Below are 22,542 nucleotides of genomic sequence, written 5' to 3'. Positions count from 1 at the left end.
TTTAGTTAAGCGGAGGCCTCGTCGGCTGGCTTATCCGCATAAATTAATAGCGGCGGGGTATCACCTCGAATCACACCTTCATCAATCACAACTTTGCTCAAGTTCTTTAATGATGGTAATTCGTACATCACTTCTAGTAGCGAATGCTCCATGATAGAACGCAGACCACGCGCACCAGTCTTACGCTCCAATGCTTTCTTCGCAATCAACAACAGTGCTGATTCCCTGAACTCCAAATCAACACCTTCCATTTTAAACAATTTAATATATTGTTTAGTCAGTGCGTTTTTTGGCTCTGTCAGAATCGTCATCAATGCGGCTTCATCCAGCGACTCTAATGTAGCAACAACAGGCAAACGACCAATAAATTCAGGAATCAAACCAAACTTAATTAGGTCTTCTGGCTCCACATCACGCAATACTGCACCTACTTCACGCACATCAGCTTTGCTTTTTACTTCTGCACCAAAACCAATACCGCCTTTTTCAGAGCGCAAGCGAATGACTTTTTCCAAGCCATCAAACGCACCGCCACAAATAAACAGGATGTTTGTAGTGTCTAACTGCACAAACTCTTGATTAGGATGCTTACGGCCACCTTGTGGTGGAATTGAAGCAACAGTGCCTTCAATCAATTTCAGCAATGCTTGTTGCACACCCTCACCTGACACATCACGTGTGATAGATGGGTTGTCTGATTTACGTGAAATTTTGTCTACTTCATCAATATACACGATACCACGCTGTGCTTTTTCTGTGTCGTAATCACACTTCTGCAACAGTTTCTGCATGATATTTTCAACATCTTCACCCACATAACCAGCTTCGGTTAATGTGGTTGCATCAGCCATCACAAATGGTACGTCCAGCAATCTTGCCAGCGTTTGTGCCAATAAAGTTTTACCTGACCCAGTAGGCCCAATCAGCAGAATATTGCTTTTTGCAATTTCCACTTCATCTTTTTGGCCACCATTAACTAAATTGTTATGACCTAAACGTTTGTAATGGTTGTAAACAGCAACAGCTAAGTTTTTCTTCGCTTGTGTTTGGCCAATCACGTACTGGTCTAATATTTTACAAATTTCTTGTGGTGTAGGCAGGCTGGTATCAGTGGATTTTAATCCATCTGAGTTTTGAATTTCTTCTTTAATGATGTCATTGCACAGATCCACGCATTCATTACAAATGAATACAGATGGGCCTGCTATCAGTTTTTTTACTTCATGTTGGCTTTTGCCACAAAATGAGCAATAAAGTAATTTATCGTCGTCGGCTTTAGTCGCCATTTAGTATTTCCTAACGTAGTGTTACGCGCCGATTAACAGGCTCTTAACTCACTGAGTTATCTCAATGAATTTAGACGCCTATAATCTAATTAATAGTTTAAACAGCTTCGTTACGATTACCGATTACTTTATCGATTAACCCATAAGCCACAGATTGCTCTGCACTCATAAAGTTATCGCGCTCAGTATCGCGGTCGATTTCTTCAGCTGTTCTACCTGTATGATGAGCTAAGATATCATTCAGTTTCGCACGTAAGTAAAGAATTTCTTTCGCGTGAATCTCGATATCTGATGATTGCCCTTGGAATCCACCAGAAGGCTGATGAATCATAATGCGAGAGTTTGGCAAACTATAACGTTTATCTTTCGCCCCAGCCGCTAATAAAAATGCCCCCATACTTGCCGCTTGGCCAATACATAAAGTGCTTACGTCTGGTTTGATGAACTGCATTGTGTCGTAGATAGACATACCAGCTGTTACTGAGCCGCCTGGTGAGTTAATGTAGAGCGAGATATCTTTATCTGGATTTTCGGCCTCTAGGAACAATAGCTGCGCCACAACTAGGTTTGCAGACATATCGTTCACAGGGCCAACCAAGAAAATCACGCGCTCTTTTAACAAGCGCGAGTAGATATCAAATGAACGCTCACCGCGACCACTTTGCTCAATCACCATTGGGATATATCCCAACCCAGTGGTGATTAATTCAGATTGAGCTTGAGGTTGCAGGTGCTTATTCATTTACGCGTTTCCCATTAGGTCATCAAATTTAACTTTTTTATCAGTCACTTTAGCTTGAGACAACACCCAGCTCACTGCGTTCTCTTCAGTTGCTAATGCAGCAGGTTCATCTAAGCGTTTGTGGTCGGCATAGTACCAAGTAACCACGTCAGCTGGGCGCTCAAAGCTTTGTGAGAACACATCAACCATTGCGCGCACTTGGTCTGCATTCGCATGTAGGCCATTAGTATTAATCAACTCACCTAGCAGTAGGCGTAATTTAGTGCTGCGTTTTGCTTGATCTTCAAACATTGTAGGCTCTAACTGGATGTTAGCCAAATCTGCACCACGTTGTTTCAGATTTTGCTCAGTTGTTTGCATCATGCGATTGATTTCAGTTTCTAGCAAGATACGTGGAATATCAAAATCAGCTGATTCCACCAATGCTTGGAATACTTGTTCTTTTAATTTTGCACTTACGCGCTTAGCAACTTCTTGCTTCAGGCTTTCTGCAACTTCCGCTTTCATTTTTTCAACATCGCCATCTTCAACGCCTAGACTTTTTGCAAAGTCCGCATCGATTTCTGGCAATACTGGTTGTGAAACAGAAACAAAGGTCACTTCGTAACCAACTGTTTTACCTGCTAATTGTGCAGGGTTGTGGTCTTCTGGGTAAGTAATGTCAAACTTCTTAGTTGCGCCAGTTTTACCGCCGACCAACTCATCATCAAATGCAGACATACGGCCAGCTTCACCAAGCACCAAGTCGATACCATTGTCACCAGTAGACTCTACTTCTTCACCGTCCATAAAGGCTTTTAATGTTACGTTAACGCGATCACCTTTTTTAGCTGCGCGTTTTACTGGCTCAAACTTCACACGTTGCTTAACTAAAACGTCCAATGTTTTTTTCACATCAGCTTCGCCAACTTCAAGTACTGGGCGTTCGATTTTAACTTTTGATAAATCACCCAACACAACTTCTGGGAACACTTCGAAAGTTGCTGTGTACTCCAGGGCTTCTGATGCAGCATCAAATGGTTTGTGTTGAATGTTAGGGAAGCCCGCAACACGTAATTTTGCGCCATCTACAGCTTCACCAAAACTTTTTTCTACCGCTGCTGAGTAAATTTCATCACGCACTTGATTGCCGTAATGTTGGTTAACCAAGCCCATAGGAGCTTTACCTGGCCTAAAACCAGAAAATTTTGCAGTACGTGCAACTTGATTTAATCTTTGTTTAATTTGCGCCTCTAGCGGTTGCAAAGGAACGCTAATAGAAATTCTACGTTCAAGGTTGCTGAGGGTTTCAACATTCAGAGCCATGCTGTCATTCCTAAATTCTTAACTGCACATCATAAATAAGCGTCCATTATGAAGCGCTATCTACAACCGTGCTATTTATAAAGTAAGTGGGGACGAAAAAGTTATCGTTTGCTATCACGCCATACGGCATCAGGATATCAAACTAGTCTTTAACGCCTACAACCTATTTGTCGCTTAATGTTTTAATAGACTCAGGTAGATTACCTGAAAAATTCAAAACCTTACTAAACAATTAAGGTTGAAAGACTGTGGATGTTACACAAGAAAACCCATGAAGTCTAGATGAAATAAGCAAGTTAAAAACTTATATAAATATAGGAATTGAGCCTACTTATAAAAAATGATGCATGCCATGAATCAGTTTTGGTAAAACAGCACTTTAAACGCTGATTTAGACCCTATCGCCGCCACTTATCTGCTACAAAAATACTTAGCCACTACACCTAACCATAATACTAAAACAAATAATGTAAACCTTTACACAAGCTTACATAAGTTTACATTTATTTCAATAAGATACCTTTTGCTGACACTTTGGCTGTAAACAACCAGAACACTTAACTTAGCCCCTATTGACCTAAACTTAACAAGGACCAAGTTCAACCGTGTACAGACACTGCAAACCAAAGCCCTCACACAGACAGCTATCGACACAGCTACATATGTCTAATTAAACAAGCATGCTATTCATAACACACAAGATTAAACACAGTGTGCTGTTTAATTTAGGACAAGTAGCGTTTTTAAAGTTTCATTCATTTAGGAGCGATTATTATGACCAGCATCAATAGTGTTTCATCTACAAACAGCATATACCAAACTTCACAAGTTAGCTCCGGCACCACAGCTGCACGATTCAAGCCAGAGGATGAATCACGTCAAGGTAAAGACGGAGGCGGATTACTAGGTGCGATTGATAGCGCTCTTAAGGCTGCAGGTATTAGCGGTGGACTTTCATCTATCTTAAAAGATGCCGACAGCACTAGCGCTTCATCCAGTGATACAGAGTCAAGTTCAGATACAACATCAACCACAGATGCAAGCTCTGCACTGAGTGAGTTTATGGCTAACCTCATGGCTGCGTTACAATCACAAAATGGCACAGGCGTAGATTCATCGGCAGCAACCAGTGACATGCCACCCCCTCCTCCGCCACCTATGGGGATGGGAAAAGGTGACATAGAAAGCAAACTACAAAGCCTGATTTCGCAATTAAATAACACCAGCAGCATATCCACCGACGACAGTACTGATACAGATAGTGACGCATTAAGCACTAGCTTTAGCGAGCTAATGAATGCATTGGGTAAACAATCCTCTAGCAGCAGTGATTTAGAGGCATTTTTACAAGCATTATCAAGCAAACTATCAGGACAAGGTTCATCCGGCAATGTGATTAACACAACGGCCTAAACCTGCTACAACACATTATTATGTGATGTTTTTACAAATACTGCATCTAGGTGCTTGATGGCATGCAACAGTCCATCAAGCACCTAGATCAGCTAACATTTTTATAGCTTACAACAAGCGCTCTAGCTTTTTGGCTTGATCCGAACCATGATTAAATCTGCTTCTGCTAAAACCATCAGCGTGATGCGATTTCATTTCAGCCAACTGCTTACGCTGCTCAGGGCTCAAAATCAAAAAGATCTGGTTATCTATAGCAGCGCGCTTAAACATTGTGTCTTTTTCAATGACTGCTAACTTTTCTGCAATCTGTTTGGCTTTGTCGCTATCAAACGACGCTGAGTTTGACAGGGTTTTAAGCTCAGCCATTAACTGCTCACGCTGCTTCTCTGATTGCCTGATTTGTGGCACTTGCGGGTAGATTAACTCAAATACTTTATCTTGCTGACTATCTGATAGGTTCAACGCTGCCAGATGCGGTGGCAGCCCTCTTGCAGAAAAAGCGTCATGCGAGAACTTTCCGGCACCATGTGTTTTTGCAGCATGCTCACAGCGATCACGTTTTGCAGGTTCTGCCTGCGACGTGAATGGAACCGTCATTGCAGCTAACGCTAACACTAAAATTGGGGTGGTGATTTTCATTTACAGCCTCCTGGTGGATAAATTTAAGTATCATGGTTGGAAAATAACCAATCAAATGACAGTTGCATTTTGCCTTGGTCGCTTGTAAATGCAGGTTAAGCAATAGTAAAGTTAGGTAAATGTCCCGCGATACTATTGTCGCGGGCTTAGTAGCATCGTTATGATGTAGCATCTTTATAATCAACTCCCCATGTCACCATGCACAAAATATTACTGATTGATGATGATGTTGAACTCACCGCTATGCTTAAAGAGTTTTTATGCACTGAGGGCTTTGACGTGGCAACAGCTAGCGACGGCGTTACCGGCGCACAACTAGCCCTTAGCAATCAATTTGATCTGGCTGTACTGGATGTGATGATGCCGAAAATGAATGGCATTGAAACACTAGGCCTAATCCGCAAAACAAGTCACATTCCCGTCATTATGCTCACCGCCAGAGGTGATGAGTCAGATCGTTTTTTTGGCCTAGAACTAGGTGCAGATGATTACGTACCAAAACCTTGCACCCCGCGTGAGCTCACCGCTCGTATTCGTGCAATATTGCGGAGAGCAAAACCAGCACAAGATAGTTTGCAGATTGACAGTCAGCTCACGGTTGGTGACCTGACTATATGGCCAGAGCAACGCCGCGTAGAGCTAGATGGAAGCGAAATCAACCTGACCAGCACCGAATTCAACCTACTGGAAGTACTGGCTAAAAATGCCGGCCATGTTGTGAGTAAAAAAGAGTTAGCCAAGCTAGGTATGGGCAAACCTCTGGCAAGGTTCGATCGCAGCATAGACGTGCATATGAGCAGTATCAGACAAAAAATTGGTACGCTGAAAGATGGCAGAGACTGTATTCAAACCGTCTATCGCATGGGCTACCAACTCATTAAAACACTGCCGATTAAACCATCATGAATAGGCTGTTTTGGAAGTTCTTTCTGTTTCTCCTTGTAGCTCAACTCACAGCTGTTACTGGTGTGAGCGTTGCAATCTGGCTACAACATCGCCATGAGGCTCTGCAAAGCACCGGGGTGGAGATATCGCCGCCAGCACGCTCACTGGTTGAAGCTGCCGCATCCACCTTGCAATTTGGCGGAGTAGATGCACTCAAGCACCTACTACTGAGCTGGCAAAAACGCCCAATGCCACCGCTACTGGCGATTGATAATAATGGCAAAGAACTACTAGAACGCAGCTATAGCAAAGCAAGCTTTGAAACCGCACTGGCATTAGTCCGCGACGATCAGCACCAGCGGCACGTAAAGCAGATAAACCTAAGCACCGGGCAATCATTTTTGCTATATGTACCAGATAATGGACGTAGCGCTAGCTTTGCACCAACATCATCAAAGAACAGCATTAGTAATAAAAACACTGCTGGTGACGCTCACATGCCACCACCGCCCGATAACTTAGAGCAATACAGAAGCGCATCGCGCAAACCGGCTGTGCGTTTCCCATTAATGCCGCTGCTGGGCGGTGTGGTTGTAAGCTTTTTGTTTGCAGCGTTGTTAGCTTGGTATTTTTCAAAACCGATTAATATTTTACGCAGCGCATTTGAACAGGCATCACATGGCAAGCTAGATGTACGGGTCGCCAATGCAATGGGTGGGCGGCGTGATGAGCTTTCAGATTTAGGCCATGATTTTGATGCAATGGCATCGCGCCTAGAAAGTTTACTGCAAAGCCAAACCAAGTTACTGCATCATATTTCACACGAGCTGCGCTCCCCGCTTGCCAGAATGCAAATGGCACTGGGGCTAGTCAAACAAACACCCCATAAGATTACTGAATTTATTGACCGCATCACGCTGGAAGCCAACCGCATGGATGGCTTGATTGGGGAGTTATTAACACTATCCAGACTGGAGTCCGGCGCAGTACAGATCAAAAAAGAAACGCTGGCGTTAAATCAGTTGCTGCATAGTATTGTAGAGGATGCCCAGTTTGAGGCTGCATCCAAAGACATTAAATTACGTATGGAGCTAGCGCATGAGCACAGCCTAGAGGGACAAGCAGACCTGTTATACAGAGCGATTGAGAACGTGGTGCGCAACGCTATTAAATATGGGCCCAACCATAGCGCCATTAGCATTAGCTGCTACAAAGACACTACAGACGCTTGCCTGCACATTGTCGTTACAGATGAAGGCGCTGGTGTTGATGCGCTAGAACTGGAAGACATATTCAAACCGTTTGTTAGAGGGGCTTCTGGTAGCCAAACCGTGGGGCATGGCGTTGGGTTGGCAATTACAAAACAAGTGATTGAAGCGCACGGCGGGCATGTGAGCGCACACAACCTCAACCCCACTGGCTTTTGTGTTGATATAACACTGCCCTGCTAGCTATTAATAGGGCTGCCAGTAAGTATGCAGCAACAACTCAGATTGATCATCAACATGCATGGGGCGATGTTGATGATCATTTCAAACCCATTAATTTCAAACGTAGAAATAAGAAAAACCCCACTATTCAATGACAAAAGTCACAAATAAATGGGGTTTTAATTTTTACTGCTAATTCTGGTGCGAAAGGAGAGACTCGAACTCTCACGCCTCACGGCGCTGGAACCTAAATCCAGTGCGTCTACCAATTCCGCCACTCTCGCAAGGTAGTGCTTAAACAACGTTTAAATGCTGCCGTTCAAACAAGGACGCCATTGTATATCAAGTTATCCCATTACGAAAAGAGATAATGCAAAAAATATGCTATTTTATTTTCGAATTGTCATTTTAAGTCACTTTGAATCTTGAATAACTAACAGTGCGGTCAATGATTGTGAGAAAATACACTTAGTACTATACTCAATTTATAAATAAAAGTTATTCAATCATGCCAAACACAATCAATCAAAACGAAATTAACATGCTGCGCACCGAGCTTGAGCTCTTAATGCGCGAGCGACAAGCTTTATTAAAGATTGCTGGCGTTGCTGCTGGGCTAATTGCCGAAATGGATAGTCACAACCTACCTATTTCTACTGTTGAAGCAGCTGATATTCTTGCAACATCCATCAATCAATTAAGTGAAGAAACGCTACAGGATGCATTAGATGCAGTACATGCAGAAATTGTAAGTTAGCTTTAAAGTACGACCAACCCAATCGGCGCATGCATTTAATCTCTAGCAAAGTTAGATTTCAGCTTCTGCACACTAGTTTATGGCTAGTATGCCTGCCACTGACACTATCTGCATGCGGCTTTATAGAATACATCGCCAAACCAATTGATCAGCAAGCGCTTATTCATAAGATTGAAAACAAGCATCCCGACAGTGCGCAGTTCAAGCAATTCTTGGCTGACAACAACTACACCCCCAATACCTTTCCTATTACGCAATGGAACTTAGATGAACTCATCTATTGTGCCTTGTTCTTTCACCCTAATTTAGACCTTGCACGTGCACAATGGCATGCCGCTGAAACAGCGCAAGCAACCGCAGGCGCTAGGCCGTTGCCCACGGTAAGTGGAAATTACGGCAAAAGCGATAATGCCAATGACGACATCAGCCCCTACACTTATGGCTTGAGTATCGACATACCGGTTGTAACGGCCAACAAACGTAATATTCGGATTGAAAATGCACAGCATTTGTCTGAATCTGCCAAGCTAGATGTGGCACAAACTGCATGGAACTTACGTGCGCAAGTCGCCACCACTTATTACGAGCTTCAATTTAACCAAGCGCAATTACGTGTGCTTGCGCGCGAATTAGCCTACCGACAAGACATTGTTGCCATGTACCAAAAGCGGCAAGACTTAGGCCTAGCTTCTAAAGTTGAATTAAGTCATGCCAAGCTTTTACTGCAAACCACCAATACAGATTTAAACACGCAGCAACAAAACAAACTGGTGCTCACCACAAAGTTGGCCAGTAATTTAGGCTTACCATTAACGCTAGTACAGCAAATGACGTTTGCTGATGCACCCAACGCCGAAAACATCATCACCAGCGCGCGTCCAGACTTAATAGCAAATGCACAATCAACCGCGCTATTAAACCGCCTGGACTTGCGCATTGCACTTGAACGTTACGCACTTGCAGAAGGCAAGCTCAAACTAGAAATTGCAAAGCAATACCCAGATATCACCGTCAGCCCGTCCTACACCTATGAGTTTGGTAGTCAAGTATGGTCATTGGGCTTATCTAGTTTACTAACGATACTTAATAAAAATAAATACGCCATTGCTGAAGCGAATCAATTGCGTGAAGTAGAGGCAGCGCAGTTTGAGTCTTTGCAAAGCCGTGTTATTAACGAGACGCATGCGGCACAGGCTAAATTGGAGCAAGCCCAGCATTCACTGGCCGATTACAAACGCGTGTACGCACTACAGCAAGATAACACCCAACGCATGCAACGCCTATTTACTGGCGGTGAGATTGATAGGCTAGAACTCACCATGGCAAAACTTGAAGACTTAATGTCTGAAAAAAGTTTAACGCTCGCCAACTTCCAACTGTATACATCCATTAACAATCTGGAAAACACATTACAGCACCCTTTGAATGAACACGGTATCCAACCTAATGCTTTTAATGCTGTACGCAACGATTGACGGGCTTTGCTAGGTAAAACTTAGCCGCGTGATGGAGACAAATTGAATGAATCGTAAACTTGCCATTATTATTGGCTTACAAGCTTTTTTAATTATCATGTTGTTTTGGCTGCTAGTCTTTTATGGAAAAGATGAATTTGAAGCCATTTCGGAACAAACTGAAGAAGAGATTGAAACCATCAATCGTGTTGCCACTAAAGATGGGCTCGCTGTTGTTAGCGTTAGCCCTGCTGCACAGAAGCAAAGCGATATTTTTACTGCGCCACTCAAAGCTAGCTCACATCAGGCCAGTATCAGCACTTATGGTAACGTAGTGAGCATTGATACGCTGATCGAACTACGCAATCGTTATTTGGCAGTTAAATCTGAAATTGATGTGTTAAAAACGTCGTTTAATCACAATAAAAATGAATTAGAACGCTTCAAAACTCTGAATCAAGATAACAAAAACGTATCAGACAAGGTCGTGGCAAACACTGCAGCCAATACCAAAGCGGATGAATCAAGAATCGCGGCGGCAGAGTCTAATGCTAGAAACATTGCAGACAGCATGCGCCAGCTGTGGGGAGATACGCTTGCACAAAATGCAACCAACCCCAAAATCAGTGATTTATTGCAAGCGCTAATCTCAAATAAAAAGGTACTGATTCAAACCACACTGCCGTTTGATGCGGCTGAACCACAATTAAACAGTAGCATTACCATAGCACCAACGGCGGCGCCATCACATACCATGCGTGCTGATTACATATCCCCAGCCCCTATCACTAACAGCACGATACAAGGTAAGACCTATTTTTACCACGCGGTGACCAATGAGTTGCGTACCGGCATGCAAATCAATGCCGTTACCGCGACGTCCAGTAAGAAAAGTAGCGGCGTGGTCATTCCCAACAACGCCATCGTTTGGTATGCAGGAAAGCCATGGGTTTATCAAAAAACCGGGGACGCTGCGTTTAGACGTAAACCGATTCAGACCGATATTGAGGTAGAAAACGGCTGGTTCTATCAAGGCAACTTAAAAGCCAATGATGAAGTTGTGGTTAGTGGCGCACAGTTATTGCTGTCAGAAGAATTTAAATCACAAATCATGAATGAGAACGATGATTAAGACAGCAGCTTCAACCGCATTTAGATAAAAAAATAATACAGCGCATCCAGCTATGACGCTAAAAAAACAAGGGACTAGCCATGCGAACAATTACTTTAGTTCATCGCTTCCATCATTTAGATTGCATTCAAACCTCACTTGAGGTTCGCCCACTATGATGCAGGCTTTAGTTCGCTTCTCAATCCGCTTTAGTGGCGTGATTATTGGTTTAGCCTCACTGATTATCGTGTATGGTTTGTTTAGCCTAACACGTAGCAATCTTGATGTCTTTCCTGAGTTTGCACCCACCCAAATTATCATTCAAACCGAGTCGCCTGGCTTATCTGCAGAGCTGGTAGAAAGTTTGGTCACCCAGCCCATCGAGACCAGCGCAGCCGGCACGGTTGGCATTAAAAGCATGCGTTCGCAGTCAATTCCTGGCTTGTCTATCGTCACTATTATTTTTAATGAATCAACCGATGTTTACCGCAATCGCCAAGTGATTGCGGAGCGCTTATCAACGCTTAGCAATAAGTTACCGCAAGGCATCACGCCCAACATCACCCCGCTCACGTCTTCAGCAAGTACCGTACTTGGCTTTGGCTTAACATCAAAAACGCGCACACTCACAGAAATTCGCACCATGGTAGATTGGACCATCGTGCCGCACTTGCTAGCCATTCCAGGGGTTGCTGACGTGAATGTGTTTGGCGGCAAGGTCAAGCAACTGCAAGTACAAGTTGACCCTGAAAAAATGATTCGTTACGGCATATCACTATTGCAAGTGGAAGAAGCCGTTAAAAAAGCCACTGGGGTGCGTGGTGGTGGCTATATCGAGAATAAGAACCAGCGCATCGTGATTAACACCGAAGGGCAATCCACTACCCCGGAAAAACTGGCACTCGTCACCTTGCTCCATAGAAACGGGCAAACGATCAGGCTGGGAGACATAGGCAAGGTTGTTGATGGCGCTGCGCCATCAATTAGCGCGGCAGCCATTAATGAAGAAAGCGGTGTTTACCTTTCAGTGCAGGGCCAACTTGGCGCCAATACCCACGGTGTAACGCTTGCGATAGAACAAGCATTAAAAGAGCTGGAACCTAACCTAACGGCAGAGCACATCAAGTTGCACCAAGGTCTATTCAGGCCAGCTAACTTTATTGAAGTGGCCATCAGCGGTGTGCGTGCGGATATTTTAATTGGCTCTGTGCTAGTGATTACCATTCTATTTTTATTTTTGTTTAATGTACGTACCGCATTTATCTCTGCGACAGCTATTCCATTATCACTACTCACAGCCATTGTGATCATGGGCTACTTTAATATTGGTTTAAATATTATGGTATTAGGTGGCCTCGCTATTGCGCTGGGTGAAGTGGTAGACGATGCAATTATTGACACTGAGAACATTTTTAGGCGGCTGCGTGAAAACCGCTTACTGGCAAAGCCCCTGCCCACTTATCAAGTGGTGTTTAATGCCTCAATGGAGGTGCGCACCTCTGTCGTCTATGCGACATTTATTGTGGCTTTAGTATTTTTACCATTACTCACCTTGGGTGGCGTTGCCGGGAAGTTATTCGCACCACTAGGTTTGGCTTACATTGCAGCCATTATGGCCTCACTATTTGTTGCGCTAACACTTACTCCAGCACTGTGCTACATCATGCTTGGCAATGCTGAGCTTGATGAAAAAGACCCACCACTTATTCATTTATTCAAAAGCATCTATGTAAAAGTACTAGTGAAGGTTGATGCGCATTACAAAGTGGTCATTGCCACCAGTTTCATTTTAATCGCCATTGGTTTAGGCACCTTACCGCTATTTAAAAGCCAGTTTATCCCTGCGTTGCATGAAGGCCATTACATTATGCATATGACAGCAGTGCCAGGCACCTCAGAACAAGAGTCACTGCGCATTGGTAAAAAGGTTTCGGAGGCTATCCGTAAGATTGACGGCGTTAAGTCAGTTACACAATGGGTAGGTCGCGCACCTAATGCCGCCGATACTTTTGGTACGCACTATAGTGAGTTTGAAATTGAAATTGGCGCAATTTCAGGTGAAGAGCAACGCCGAATTTTAACGGATATTAGGGAAGAGCTTTCTGGCGAAGATGTTGACCGTGATGGTGATGGTGTGGCCGAAACTGGTTTTGTCGGGGTCAATTTTGCTATTAATACATTTTTAACTGAGCGTATTGAAGAAACCATCTCAGGTTATGCAGCGACGACAGTAATTAACATTTACGGGCAGAATCTGGATACGTTAGATAGCGATGCAAACAACATTGCAAGAATCCTAAACGATATTAGTGGTGCAGCAGATGTCACTGTGCAATCGCCCCCTGGTACCCCCCAACTAGTGGTGCGCCTACGCCCAGAAAAAATGGCACAATTGGGCTTGTATCCGACAGACGTGCTGGACAACATTCGTGCAGCCTATGAAGGCTTGCCTGTCACACAGGTATATGAAGGTAACCGCGTGATCGGCGTTAGCGTTGTATTGGATTTAGAAGCGAGGGATGACGTCCAAGAGGCTGGTAATCTGCCACTATTTAATGCCGAAGGTAAATTGTTTAGACTACGCGACGTTGCAGATATCGTACAAGAGAACGGCCGCTCTAAAATATTGCATGCTGGTGCCAAACGTATTCAGACTGTAACTGCAAACGTCTCTGGGCGCGATATTGACTCGTTCACCAGCGAGCTAAAAACCCGCTTAAAGTCAGAGCTGACGCTCAGCCCAGGTAGTTATTTAGAGTTTACTGGCGCCGCAGAAGCCAATGCAAAATCTAGAGAAAAGCTTATCCTACAATCGGCACTGGCCGGCGTAAGCGTGTTCTTAATGCTATATATCGCATTTGGGCGTTTACGTAACCTACTACTCACCTTTGCAAATTTACCTTTTGCACTGATTGGCGGCGTACTTGCCGTGATGCTAACAGGTGGATGGATTTCATTAGGCTCATTAGTAGGCTTTGTTACGCTATTTGGGATTACCCTGCGCAACTCGATTATGATGGCGTCGCATTTTCAGCATTTAGTCGATGAAGAAAATTGCGTATGGGGTCTAGAAACGTGTATCCGTGGCGCATCTGAACGCCTGCCATCCATTTTGATGACGGCGCTAGTGACTGCCCTAGGCTTATTGCCACTAGCAGTTGGCAGCGGCGAGCCGGGCCGAGAAATTGAAGGGCCGATGGCCACCATTATCGTCGGTGGTTTGGTCACATCTACCATACTTAACCTACTGATACTGCCGACGATTATGCTGCACTTTGGTAAGTTTGAGCGTGGCGTCAAGTTCGAACCGCACGAAGCTTGAGCATCACCATTAGATTAAATGTTATTTGTCGTCGTATTTAATATATTTAAAACGTACATCATCGTTTGGCGTACCTGTTAAAGCACCACCATCCTTAGCAGGCTGCCAAGCGATGACAGACTCAATCTTCTTCGCCAGCTCAAAATCTTTTTCGGTAATGCCTTTTGCGTCATGCGTGCATAATTTCACGATAACAAATGCATAAGAGACTGTTAAGTCAGGGTGATGCCATGCCGCCTCTGCCAAATGCCCAACCGTGTTCACCACCATGAGCGTGGCTTTCCAACCGCTGGTTTTATACTTGCGTCGTATCCAGCCATTTTCCAAATACCAGTGCGGGAGCTCTGCAGCTAATCTTACTTCGACTTCTTGCTCAGAAAATACAGGGGTTGCAGACATAATAGAACTCTCTTTTAACAAGCCAATTTAACAATTAACAAGCAGCACATGATCTGTGGCTACGCTCAAATCGTCCACGCGGCGCTTACTCAATATTGGTTCAACCGCGGCATAATTGGCTTTATGCACCACATAGGTTTGAAAATTCTTCTCAAAGCAGTAGTCACTAAATGCATCATCCACTAGCTCATCTTGCACCAATGTTTGCAGTAACACCGATGTTGAGTTTGCGTAATTACTGAGTGGCTTGGACTTTACTAGTAATAAACGTTCAGCACCAATCTTATGGGCCAGCCATGCACTTAAACTATCAGAAGTCACTTGCCAGTTTTTAGCAATAGCATCATCTGCCAATACCATTTTACTCGGCAACCAGACGATGGCTCTATGCTGCCAGCCGCGCTCAGCAAGCTCCAACTCGCTACTCGCGGTGACCAAGCTGGGGTTAATGCCAGTCAGTAGCAAACCAAACTGGTCCATGGCTAGCAATGCCAAGTGATGTGCAAGGGCATCGCTCACCCCCGAGCGTTGCTGCGCCGCGCGCACGGCATCGGCAAAGACACTGCCTCCAGGTACGATCACTACTTTGCCATCACTGATTTTAACCAGCATTTCTAGCCAACGCGGCAGCTCTGGTGACCCCAGTAAACTACCCCCTAATTTTACTACCCACATAGGCGACCCCTTGATTTAAACTTAGGGTTTTAAAGCTAATCAACCTTACGGCTGAAACACTCCACTACTTTTAGCATACTGGAGGCTTTATCCCAAGTTTCCACATATTCTTTTTCAACATCTGAATCTGCAACAATACCACCACCAGCGTAAAAACTAATCTCACCTTCGCCATTTTGTTTTTCCACATAAACAGCTGTACGTATCGCAATATTGGTATCCATATTGCCATCAAACCCGATATAACCAATCGCGCCGCAATACACCCCACGCCGATGCGGTTCTAACTCTTCAATAATTTGCATAGCGCGTAGTTTGGGCGCACCAGTAATTGAGCCACCCGGAAAACAGCCTCGCAATAAGTCGATCGCGGTTTTATCTTGCAGCAGCTCTCCTATCACGATACTCACCAAGTGATGCACATTAGCAAAACTTTGTAATTGAAATAATTTATCTGCTTTAACCGAACCGGTCTTACAGTTCTTGCTAATATCATTGCGCAGCAAGTCTACAATCATTAGATTTTCCGCACGATCCTTCAGGCTCTCAAGTAGCTCTTGCGCATACAGTGCATCTTGCTCGGCATCAGCAGCGCGCGGCCTAGTGCCTTTAATTGGCCGAGTCTCCACATACCCATCTACCACCTGCAAAAATCGCTCTGGCGAGCCAGAAACCACCTGCATACCCCCCAGATTCATGTAAGCCATAAACGGTGCAGGGCTTATTGCTCTTAGTTGCTGATAAAACGTCCAAGCATCGCCGTGCGCCGTGGCGGAAAAACGCTGAGCCAGATTGACCTGATAGCAGTCGCCTTCATGAATATAAGTCTTTATCGCATTAAAAGCAGTGGCATAAGCCGCTTTATCCATGTTAGAGCGTACCGCGGACGTGATTTCAAAGTTAGCCTGTTGCTCGGCTTCACTTTCACTCACCCCATCAAACAATGTACATAACGACTGCCAGTCATCGTGAGTTTGGCGATCCAAACCATTGGAAACCAGATGCGCTGTTTTAGCACGGTGGTCCACAATCACTGCCCAGTCATAAATACCGATTTGCATCTGTGGGATTAAGCCATCATCTGCCGCTGTATTTTCTAGCTTTTCCAGCCGCCTAGCTAAATCATAGCCAAAATAACCAACCGCTCCGCCGGTAAACGGCCATGCTGACTGCTTAGCATGGAGCGGCAACAAGGCATCATTCACTAACTTAAATGGATCTTCAAGTGACAGGTGTTTTTTGTCACCACTCACTACTTCTGTATGCTGACCATTACTAGTGAATGTCATGAATGGCTTAGCCACTAAAATATCGTAATGACCATATTGGCTACCAGCCTTTCCCGTAACTGGCTCTGGCAACTGCCCGCTATCTAAAAACATAGCCCAAGGCATCTGCGCGATACGCGCAAAATATTGCGCACTATCTGCGTGATATTGCAATTGATGCTTTAAAAAACTCATCTAGACAGCCCCAGCGAAGCGACTGCAAAAGCAGGAAAACAAACCTTTGCCATATTCTTGATCAAACCACTTTCTGCACTAATAAAATCACTAACTGAGCGATATGGAATCCCTAATTGCTGTGCAAGCGATGCCGTTAGAAACTCGCCAGCACCTGCGCCTACCAATTGTAAAGAAGGCTCAGTATTTTGTTTAGATGATAACTTCGTTAGTACGGACTGCCGCACCAAGTTAAGCTGTGCATGTTTAAATGCATGGGCAAGCCCTATCCATACAGCCAAGGGCGCATCATGCGCATCCCATCCCACCATTCTGGCAATACGCCGCGCACTAGCTGCTATATCTTTATCTGCACCATCTGCTGTGTCTGCCATATTATCATCTGGCGCTAACTCACCGGTTAATGTGTAAACATCAGCGGTGGTTGCAAAGTGCTCGGCAGCGACATTCACCAACTGCCCTGCAAACGGAATTTTTTGCGCCAATGCCATTAATGGCGTGCGCACAACCCCAGTATAAACCAACTCATCAAACTGCATGCGTGTTGCATCGGTCACCCCCAACACATTCGGTTTACCATCACTTAACAATGCAATGTCTGTGGTGGTACTGCCAATATCAATGAAAATAGCTTGTGGTAACTTCTGTGCCAAATAATGCATGCTGGCGAGCCAGTTCATCGAGGCAATATCACTTGTTACCTCGGCAACAGCATCCAAAGTCACGAAGCCTTGATTACCTGCAAAAAACTTAAGCTGCATTTCAGGGTTAGCTGCATTAAGTTTGCGCTGCATGGTCTGCGCAATCGCCAACACACCGCTGTGCCGATCTGGAAATATATCAGCTAACTCACCTGTCATGGTCACCGTATGCGACTCAGCCTGCATTTCAAGCAGAATAGCATCTATGGCTGATTCCAGCTCATTTAGCCCACGCCACAAAGGGCAATAGACCTGCTTAGCATCCAACACATGTCCCTGCGCGTTAATTAAGACGGCTTTCAGGTGTGCGCCACCCACATCCCAACCGATGATATTTTGCTGGCTCATAATGGAATAACAACCTGCTTTTTACCTAGATTTGGCATTGAAAACTTATCATTTAACACACAATCCATTATTAATTTAGCCGGATTATAATCTATCGCCTGCTCCAGCCCTACGTAGCTGGTAGTCAAGCGTGGGTTAATTTCAATCACATAAATCTTATGGTCGTGCTCGGTATCAACAATCAAATCCACACCAACATAGCCCAGCGCATCCGGCAGCATTTTTGCAATTTTTCTGGCAATGGTTTCAAAACGTTGCCAGTAGGTTGGCATCCCATTAATGGTAATTCCAGACAACCTAAAATGATCGCCATCGCGTGTAATATGCTGCTCATTACAGCTTAATAGCCATGCCTTGCCATTACGGCACAACATAGAAAAACTAGCAGCCACACCAGTTTGATAAGGCTGCGCTAAATAGGTCAAATAACGGTCATCTTGTTTAATCCAATGCGTTAAGTCATCAATGGAGTCAAATAACCGAATACCATCGCAGCCCGCACCATCCTCTGGTTTAGCAACCCAAGTATTAATACTTTCTGTGCTTAGCTGTGCACACTTGCCCGCTACGAGGTCCTCCCCTGCATACACAGGCAAGGTATGAATCTTAGCTTCGCGCAAAGCTTCAAAACACAAAGTCTTACTGGTACCAATTAAGGTAGCATCAAACCCACAACCTAAAAATAAAGCGCCTTTGTCATGACTCGCATAACATAACTCACTTAGCTCTAGCAAAACGCCATTAGTTTCCGGTGCAATCAGCCATACTAGCTCCACACCAGACAGCGCCTCTGCAAAAATATGATTAAATTGCCCAACTGCCACTGCCATACTATGGCTCGCCAATGGTGACGGCGTCAGTCTGGCATCATGCAATGTGACGATTTCAAATTGATTCATTTCAGCCAGATGATGCAGCAAAGCATCCCGCATAAGCGAGCCTTCATTCACCAAAGAGTCAGGCAGCGCCTCTGCACTCAGGCCACCGCCAGTAATATACTCACAAACTAATATTTTTTTTAATGCTTCGATGATGAATATTCCTCTTTAATTACATTACTAGGCATATTGTGCAGCAATCCATAATCGTCTTGATTGAAGGGCATACAAAGCACACAGAAGCTGGGATAATATGCCTTAAAATTGATATCTATCGCCTTTGAAAGTGTAGGCTAAGATGCAAATTTAACAAAGCGGCTAGCGCTAAAACCATAACAAAAACATAGCAACTATTACGTTTCTTGAGATATTAATGCAGATAATTCCAGTGATTGATCTATTAAACGGCATTGTCGTTCATGCAAAAAAAGGTGAGCGTCACAACTACCGCGCAATCGCATCCGCGCTTACCCCCTCAAGCCAACCCTTGGATATCGTTGCCGCGCTACTTGCGCTTTACCCTTTTGAACAACTCTACATTGCAGATCTAAATGCAATACAAAAACTTAGTAATACACAAAACTGCACGCAAACTAACAACTTTAGCGTGATTGCATCTATCGCGCAGCGCTACCCCAATCTTACGCTTTGGGTGGATGCGGGCATCAGCAATACAGATGAACTTGATTTATGGTCGCAACTGCCCGCAAAACTCACCCTCGGCAGTGAAAACTTTTCAAGTATGGAGCAATACCTTGCCGTCTATCATGCTAGCAGCAGTCAAACCATCCTCTCGCTCGATTTCATGCCAACTGGCTACCAAGGCCCACAAGCCTTATTGCAAAACACGACCTACTGGCCGCAAAACGTAATTATCATGTCGCTTGCACATGTAGGTTCCAATCAAGGTGTTAATCAGCAGCTACTTTCACACCTTAAAACTAAGGCTGGCGATTTTAACTTATATGCGGCTGGTGGCGTTAGAGATATAACAGATTTAAATACGCTAAAATTATTAGGAATTCATGGTGCACTAATCGCCACTGCCCTGCATGGGAAGCAGCTTTCACCCCAACAACTAGCATTACTTAAACAATAAAAAAGCCCGACTAATCGGGCTTTTTATACAACTGAAACAACTACAGCTAACGACTACTCCAAGTTTGCATGGATAGCGCGCATACCTTCTTCAGTTAAGCCTTTTGCAAAAATCAAATCTGCAATGGTAGCTTCTAAGAAAAGTAGTGTTGAAAGCTCAAATTGTGAACCCATTGGCATACCATTAGTTAATGGGAAGCTGCTGTCATTACCAATTTGAATTGTTAAATCAGCTGCGTCAGCCATTGGTGAAGCTTTCTTCATAGAAATCACCACTAATTTAGCACCCACTGATTTTGCTTTTTTCACGAATGGTAATAAAGTTTCTGTACCACCAGAACCTGAAACCAAAATCAACAAATCACCTGCTTTAATTGCTGGTGTTACAACTTCACCGATCATGCTTACATTGTAACCAGCGTGTACTAAGCGCATTGCAAAGAAACGTGATACAAGTAAAGAACGACCAGCGCCACCGATAAATGTACGGCCAGCACCTTCAACCAGTTTTAACAGCTCAGCTGATTTAGAATTGTCTGTTTCAGCTAGGATGCTTGTTAATTTGTCTAAAATTAATTTTTGACTACTACTCATGATATTTCCTTATCGAATCAATGATTTTAGAGAATACTTAAAAATGCCAAAAAAAATCCCGACCCATTACTGAGTCAGGATTTTTTAATCGTTCATTTCAATAAAAACTTATTGAAAAGAGCTTAAATTAAGCGTGAACGATAGCTGTGATTTCAGCAGCAGCAGCAGCTGGGTCAGCAGCGCCGTAGATTGCAGCACCAGCAACGATGATTGTTGCGCCAGCATCTTTAACTTGTTTAGCTGTAGCAGCTTTAACGCCACCAGCAACTGAGATTTCAACGCCTAGGTTCAAAGCAGCAACCAATGCTAAGTCAGCAAATGGAGTTTGACCAGCAGCTTGTTGGTCTAAACCAGTGTGCACGCCAATGATGTGTGCGCCAGCAGCAGCAGCAGCTTTAGTAACAGCAGCTTTATCAGCAACGTTGATCAAGTCGATTTGTGCTTTTTTGCCGTATTTGTTAGCAGCATCGATTACACCTTTGATTGTACCCATATCAGAAATACCTAATACAGTAACGATGTCAGCACCAGCTTTGTAGAATGGCTCAGCTTCGTAGAAACCAGCGTCAGCTGTTTTCAAGTCAACTAAGATTTTGTTGTTTGGGAATTTAGCACGTAATGTTTCAAGCAATTTGATACCGTTGTGCTTGATGCATGGTGTACCGATTTCAAGAATGTCCACGTGTGGAGCAACTGTTGTTGCTAATGCAACTGTTGCGTCGAAATCTAATGAATCTAATGCCATTTGTGTTAATGCCATGGTGTTTCTCCGTTTAATAATTTTAAGAATTACATTTTATTGCTATTTTGCGAAACTCGTTCCACATCGAACTTAACTAACATTCGCAATTTACTACGACATACTCAACTAAGGTTGGATGTGTTTCGACTTCCACTAGTTCGAATTTAAGTGCCTAAATTCGGCCTCATAAAAAACTGGACACTTATGTTAAATGCCCAGTTGAATTATGTCAATTCTAAAGCGGCATGATTACGCTTTAATTACAAAATTAATACCAAAGTATTAAAGTTTTTCGCTTAATGCTGCTTCAAGTTTGTTTTGGTCTACTACGAAACCACGGATACCTTCAGCAAGTTTTTCTGTTGCCATTGGATCTTGGTTTAACTCAAAACGGAACTCAGCTTCAGTCATTTTTGCTGGTGCTGGTTTAGTAGCGCCTGTATCTTTCAATACTTGAGTCAATGTACCTTCTGTTGCAGCTAGATCTTGCAATAAGTTAGGTGAAACAGTCAAACGATCGCAACCAGCTAATGCTAACAACTCACCAGTGTTACGGAATGAAGCGCCCATTACCACTGTTTTGTAGCCGTGTTCTTTGTAGTATTGGTAGATAGCACGCACTGAAACCACACCTGGGTCTGTTTCTTGTGTGTACTCTGTTGTTGGGTTTTTAGCTTTGTACCAGTCTAAGATACGACCAACGAATGGAGAAATCAAGAATACACCAGCTTCAGCACATGCACGTGCTTGACCGAAACCGAATAACAATGTTAGGTTACATTGAATGCCTTCTTTTTCTAAGATTTCGCCAGCTTTAATGCCTTCCCATGTTGATGCCAATTTGATCAACACGCGCTCTTTGCTTACGCCTGCATCTTCGTAAAGTTTGATCAACTTACGGCCTTTAGCCACCATTGCATCTAAGTTGAAAGATAGACGCGCGTCAACTTCTGTTGAAATACGGCCAGGTACTTCTTTAGTGATTTCTGTACCAATCAATACCGCCAATTTATCAGCTGCATTGTCAATTTGCTCAGCCTTAGTACCGCCTTGTGCTTTTGCGTATGCAATAGCAGCGTCAATTAAAGGTGCGTATTGTGGCAATTGGCTTGCTTTTAGCACTAATGATGGGTTTGTTGTTGCGTCAACAGGCTTAACAGCCTTAATCGCTTCAACATCACCAGTATCTGCCACGATAGTGGTCATAGATTTTAATTGCTCTAACAAATTAGCCATTACTGCCTCCTAAAAAATTATCTGAATACAACTCATATACAAAATCAAGAGCAAGATTATATCT

General features: G+C 43.9%; 20 protein-coding genes and 1 tRNA gene. 8 read left to right on the top strand and 13 right to left on the bottom strand.

The features are described from left to right. Positions 1-5: 5 nt before the first annotated feature. From clpX to tig, 3 genes are all read right to left on the bottom strand, one after another. A complete protein-coding gene (gene clpX, locus ACSSU7_RS02475) occupies positions 6-1,286 on the bottom strand; it encodes an ATP-dependent Clp protease ATP-binding subunit ClpX (protein ID WP_492517164.1) in 1,281 nt (426 codons plus the stop codon). A gap of 97 nt (positions 1,287-1,383) precedes the next feature. Then, complete coding sequence (gene clpP, locus ACSSU7_RS02470) at positions 1,384-2,028, bottom strand: ATP-dependent Clp endopeptidase proteolytic subunit ClpP (RefSeq protein WP_135276452.1); 645 nt, start codon at positions 2,026-2,028, stop codon at positions 1,384-1,386. Beyond that, complete coding sequence (gene tig / locus ACSSU7_RS02465; protein ID WP_492517163.1) at positions 2,029-3,333, bottom strand: trigger factor; 1,305 nt, start codon at positions 3,331-3,333, stop codon at positions 2,029-2,031. Positions 3,334-4,107: 774 nt separating this feature from the next. Between tig and ACSSU7_RS02460 the strand changes: the two genes are divergently transcribed. Next, a complete protein-coding gene (locus tag ACSSU7_RS02460; RefSeq protein ID WP_492517162.1) occupies positions 4,108-4,746 on the top strand; it encodes a hypothetical protein in 639 nt (212 codons plus the stop codon). A 108-nt stretch (positions 4,747-4,854) separates the two neighbouring features. Here ACSSU7_RS02460 and ACSSU7_RS02455 read toward each other — a convergent pair whose 3' ends face one another. After that, positions 4,855-5,385 carry a Spy/CpxP family protein refolding chaperone gene (locus tag ACSSU7_RS02455; RefSeq protein ID WP_492517161.1) on the bottom strand — a complete coding sequence of 177 codons (531 nt, stop codon included), beginning with the start codon at positions 5,383-5,385 and terminating at the stop codon, positions 4,855-4,857. Positions 5,386-5,583: 198 nt separating this feature from the next. Here ACSSU7_RS02455 and ACSSU7_RS02450 point away from each other — a divergent pair, with 198 nt between their 5' ends. Next, on the top strand, positions 5,584-6,291 hold the full coding sequence (locus ACSSU7_RS02450; RefSeq protein ID WP_492517160.1) for a response regulator: 708 nt from the start codon (positions 5,584-5,586) through the stop codon (positions 6,289-6,291). Continuing rightward, entirely contained in the window at positions 6,288-7,721 is a 1,434-nt protein-coding gene (locus ACSSU7_RS02445) for a HAMP domain-containing sensor histidine kinase (protein ID WP_492517159.1), read from the top strand. Before ACSSU7_RS02450 ends, ACSSU7_RS02445 begins: the two co-directional genes overlap by 4 nt. 178 nt (positions 7,722-7,899) lie before the next feature. Here the strand turns inward: ACSSU7_RS02445 and ACSSU7_RS02440 are convergent. Continuing rightward, positions 7,900-7,984 (bottom strand) — tRNA-Leu (locus tag ACSSU7_RS02440). A gap of 224 nt (positions 7,985-8,208) precedes the next feature. Here ACSSU7_RS02440 and ACSSU7_RS02435 point away from each other — a divergent pair. The 4 genes from ACSSU7_RS02435 to ACSSU7_RS02420 all read left to right on the top strand — a co-directional run bounded on the left by ACSSU7_RS02435 (position 8,209) and on the right by ACSSU7_RS02420 (position 14,344). Beyond that, the gene (locus tag ACSSU7_RS02435) at positions 8,209-8,457 is read left to right on the top strand and encodes a hypothetical protein (RefSeq protein WP_492517158.1); all 249 of its coding nucleotides are present in this window, start codon (positions 8,209-8,211) and stop codon (positions 8,455-8,457) included. Positions 8,458-8,486: 29 nt separating this feature from the next. Further along, the gene (locus tag ACSSU7_RS02430) at positions 8,487-9,932 is read left to right on the top strand and encodes a TolC family protein (RefSeq protein ID WP_492517157.1); all 1,446 of its coding nucleotides are present in this window, start codon (positions 8,487-8,489) and stop codon (positions 9,930-9,932) included. Positions 9,933-9,978: 46 nt separating this feature from the next. Continuing rightward, positions 9,979-11,043, top strand: a complete 1,065-nt coding sequence (locus tag ACSSU7_RS02425; RefSeq protein WP_492517156.1) for an efflux RND transporter periplasmic adaptor subunit — start codon at positions 9,979-9,981, stop codon at positions 11,041-11,043. A gap of 154 nt (positions 11,044-11,197) precedes the next feature. Then, positions 11,198-14,344, top strand: a complete 3,147-nt coding sequence (locus ACSSU7_RS02420) for an efflux RND transporter permease subunit (RefSeq protein ID WP_492517155.1) — start codon at positions 11,198-11,200, stop codon at positions 14,342-14,344. A 21-nt stretch (positions 14,345-14,365) separates the two neighbouring features. Here ACSSU7_RS02420 and ACSSU7_RS02415 read toward each other — a convergent pair whose 3' ends face one another. From ACSSU7_RS02415 to ACSSU7_RS02395, 5 genes are read right to left on the bottom strand one after another with little or no spacing between them, the layout of a single operon-like run. Then, positions 14,366-14,743: a 4a-hydroxytetrahydrobiopterin dehydratase gene (locus ACSSU7_RS02415; RefSeq protein WP_492517154.1), complete on the bottom strand. Its 378-nt coding sequence runs from the start codon at positions 14,741-14,743 to the stop codon at positions 14,366-14,368. Between the two features lie 27 nt (positions 14,744-14,770). Then, on the bottom strand, positions 14,771-15,418 hold the full coding sequence (locus tag ACSSU7_RS02410; RefSeq protein ID WP_492517153.1) for an amino acid kinase family protein: 648 nt from the start codon (positions 15,416-15,418) through the stop codon (positions 14,771-14,773). 35 nt (positions 15,419-15,453) lie between these two features. Next, positions 15,454-16,881, bottom strand: coding sequence for an aminodeoxychorismate synthase component I (pabB, locus tag ACSSU7_RS02405; RefSeq protein WP_492517152.1), 1,428 nt, complete (start codon positions 16,879-16,881; stop codon positions 15,454-15,456). After that, a complete protein-coding gene (locus ACSSU7_RS02400; RefSeq protein ID WP_492517151.1) occupies positions 16,878-17,930 on the bottom strand; it encodes a hydantoinase/oxoprolinase family protein in 1,053 nt (350 codons plus the stop codon). The genes pabB and ACSSU7_RS02400 overlap by 4 nt, the downstream gene beginning before the upstream one ends. Beyond that, on the bottom strand, positions 17,927-18,862 hold the full coding sequence (locus tag ACSSU7_RS02395) for an ATP-grasp domain-containing protein (protein WP_492517150.1): 936 nt from the start codon (positions 18,860-18,862) through the stop codon (positions 17,927-17,929). The genes ACSSU7_RS02400 and ACSSU7_RS02395 overlap by 4 nt, the downstream gene beginning before the upstream one ends. A gap of 319 nt (positions 18,863-19,181) precedes the next feature. Between ACSSU7_RS02395 and ACSSU7_RS02390 the strand changes: the two genes are divergently transcribed. After that, positions 19,182-19,907, top strand: a complete 726-nt coding sequence (locus ACSSU7_RS02390) for a HisA/HisF-related TIM barrel protein (RefSeq protein ID WP_492517149.1) — start codon at positions 19,182-19,184, stop codon at positions 19,905-19,907. 53 nt (positions 19,908-19,960) lie between these two features. Here the strand turns inward: ACSSU7_RS02390 and hxlB are convergent, their stop codons facing one another. The 3 genes from hxlB to tal all read right to left on the bottom strand — a co-directional run bounded on the left by hxlB (position 19,961) and on the right by tal (position 22,478). After that, entirely contained in the window at positions 19,961-20,500 is a 540-nt protein-coding gene (gene hxlB, locus ACSSU7_RS02385; RefSeq protein WP_492517148.1) for a 6-phospho-3-hexuloisomerase, read from the bottom strand. Between the two features lie 127 nt (positions 20,501-20,627). Continuing rightward, complete coding sequence (gene hxlA / locus ACSSU7_RS02380) at positions 20,628-21,260, bottom strand: 3-hexulose-6-phosphate synthase (protein ID WP_036302738.1); 633 nt, start codon at positions 21,258-21,260, stop codon at positions 20,628-20,630. A gap of 264 nt (positions 21,261-21,524) precedes the next feature. Further along, positions 21,525-22,478, bottom strand: a complete 954-nt coding sequence (tal, locus tag ACSSU7_RS02375) for a transaldolase (protein ID WP_492517147.1) — start codon at positions 22,476-22,478, stop codon at positions 21,525-21,527. Positions 22,479-22,542 lie beyond the last annotated feature (64 nt).

It is taken from the genome of Methylotenera sp. E1MeOHC1, from assembly GCF_058745595.1.
Note: the sequence above shows the minus strand (reverse complement) of the source record. Positions and strands in the feature narration are given on the sequence as shown.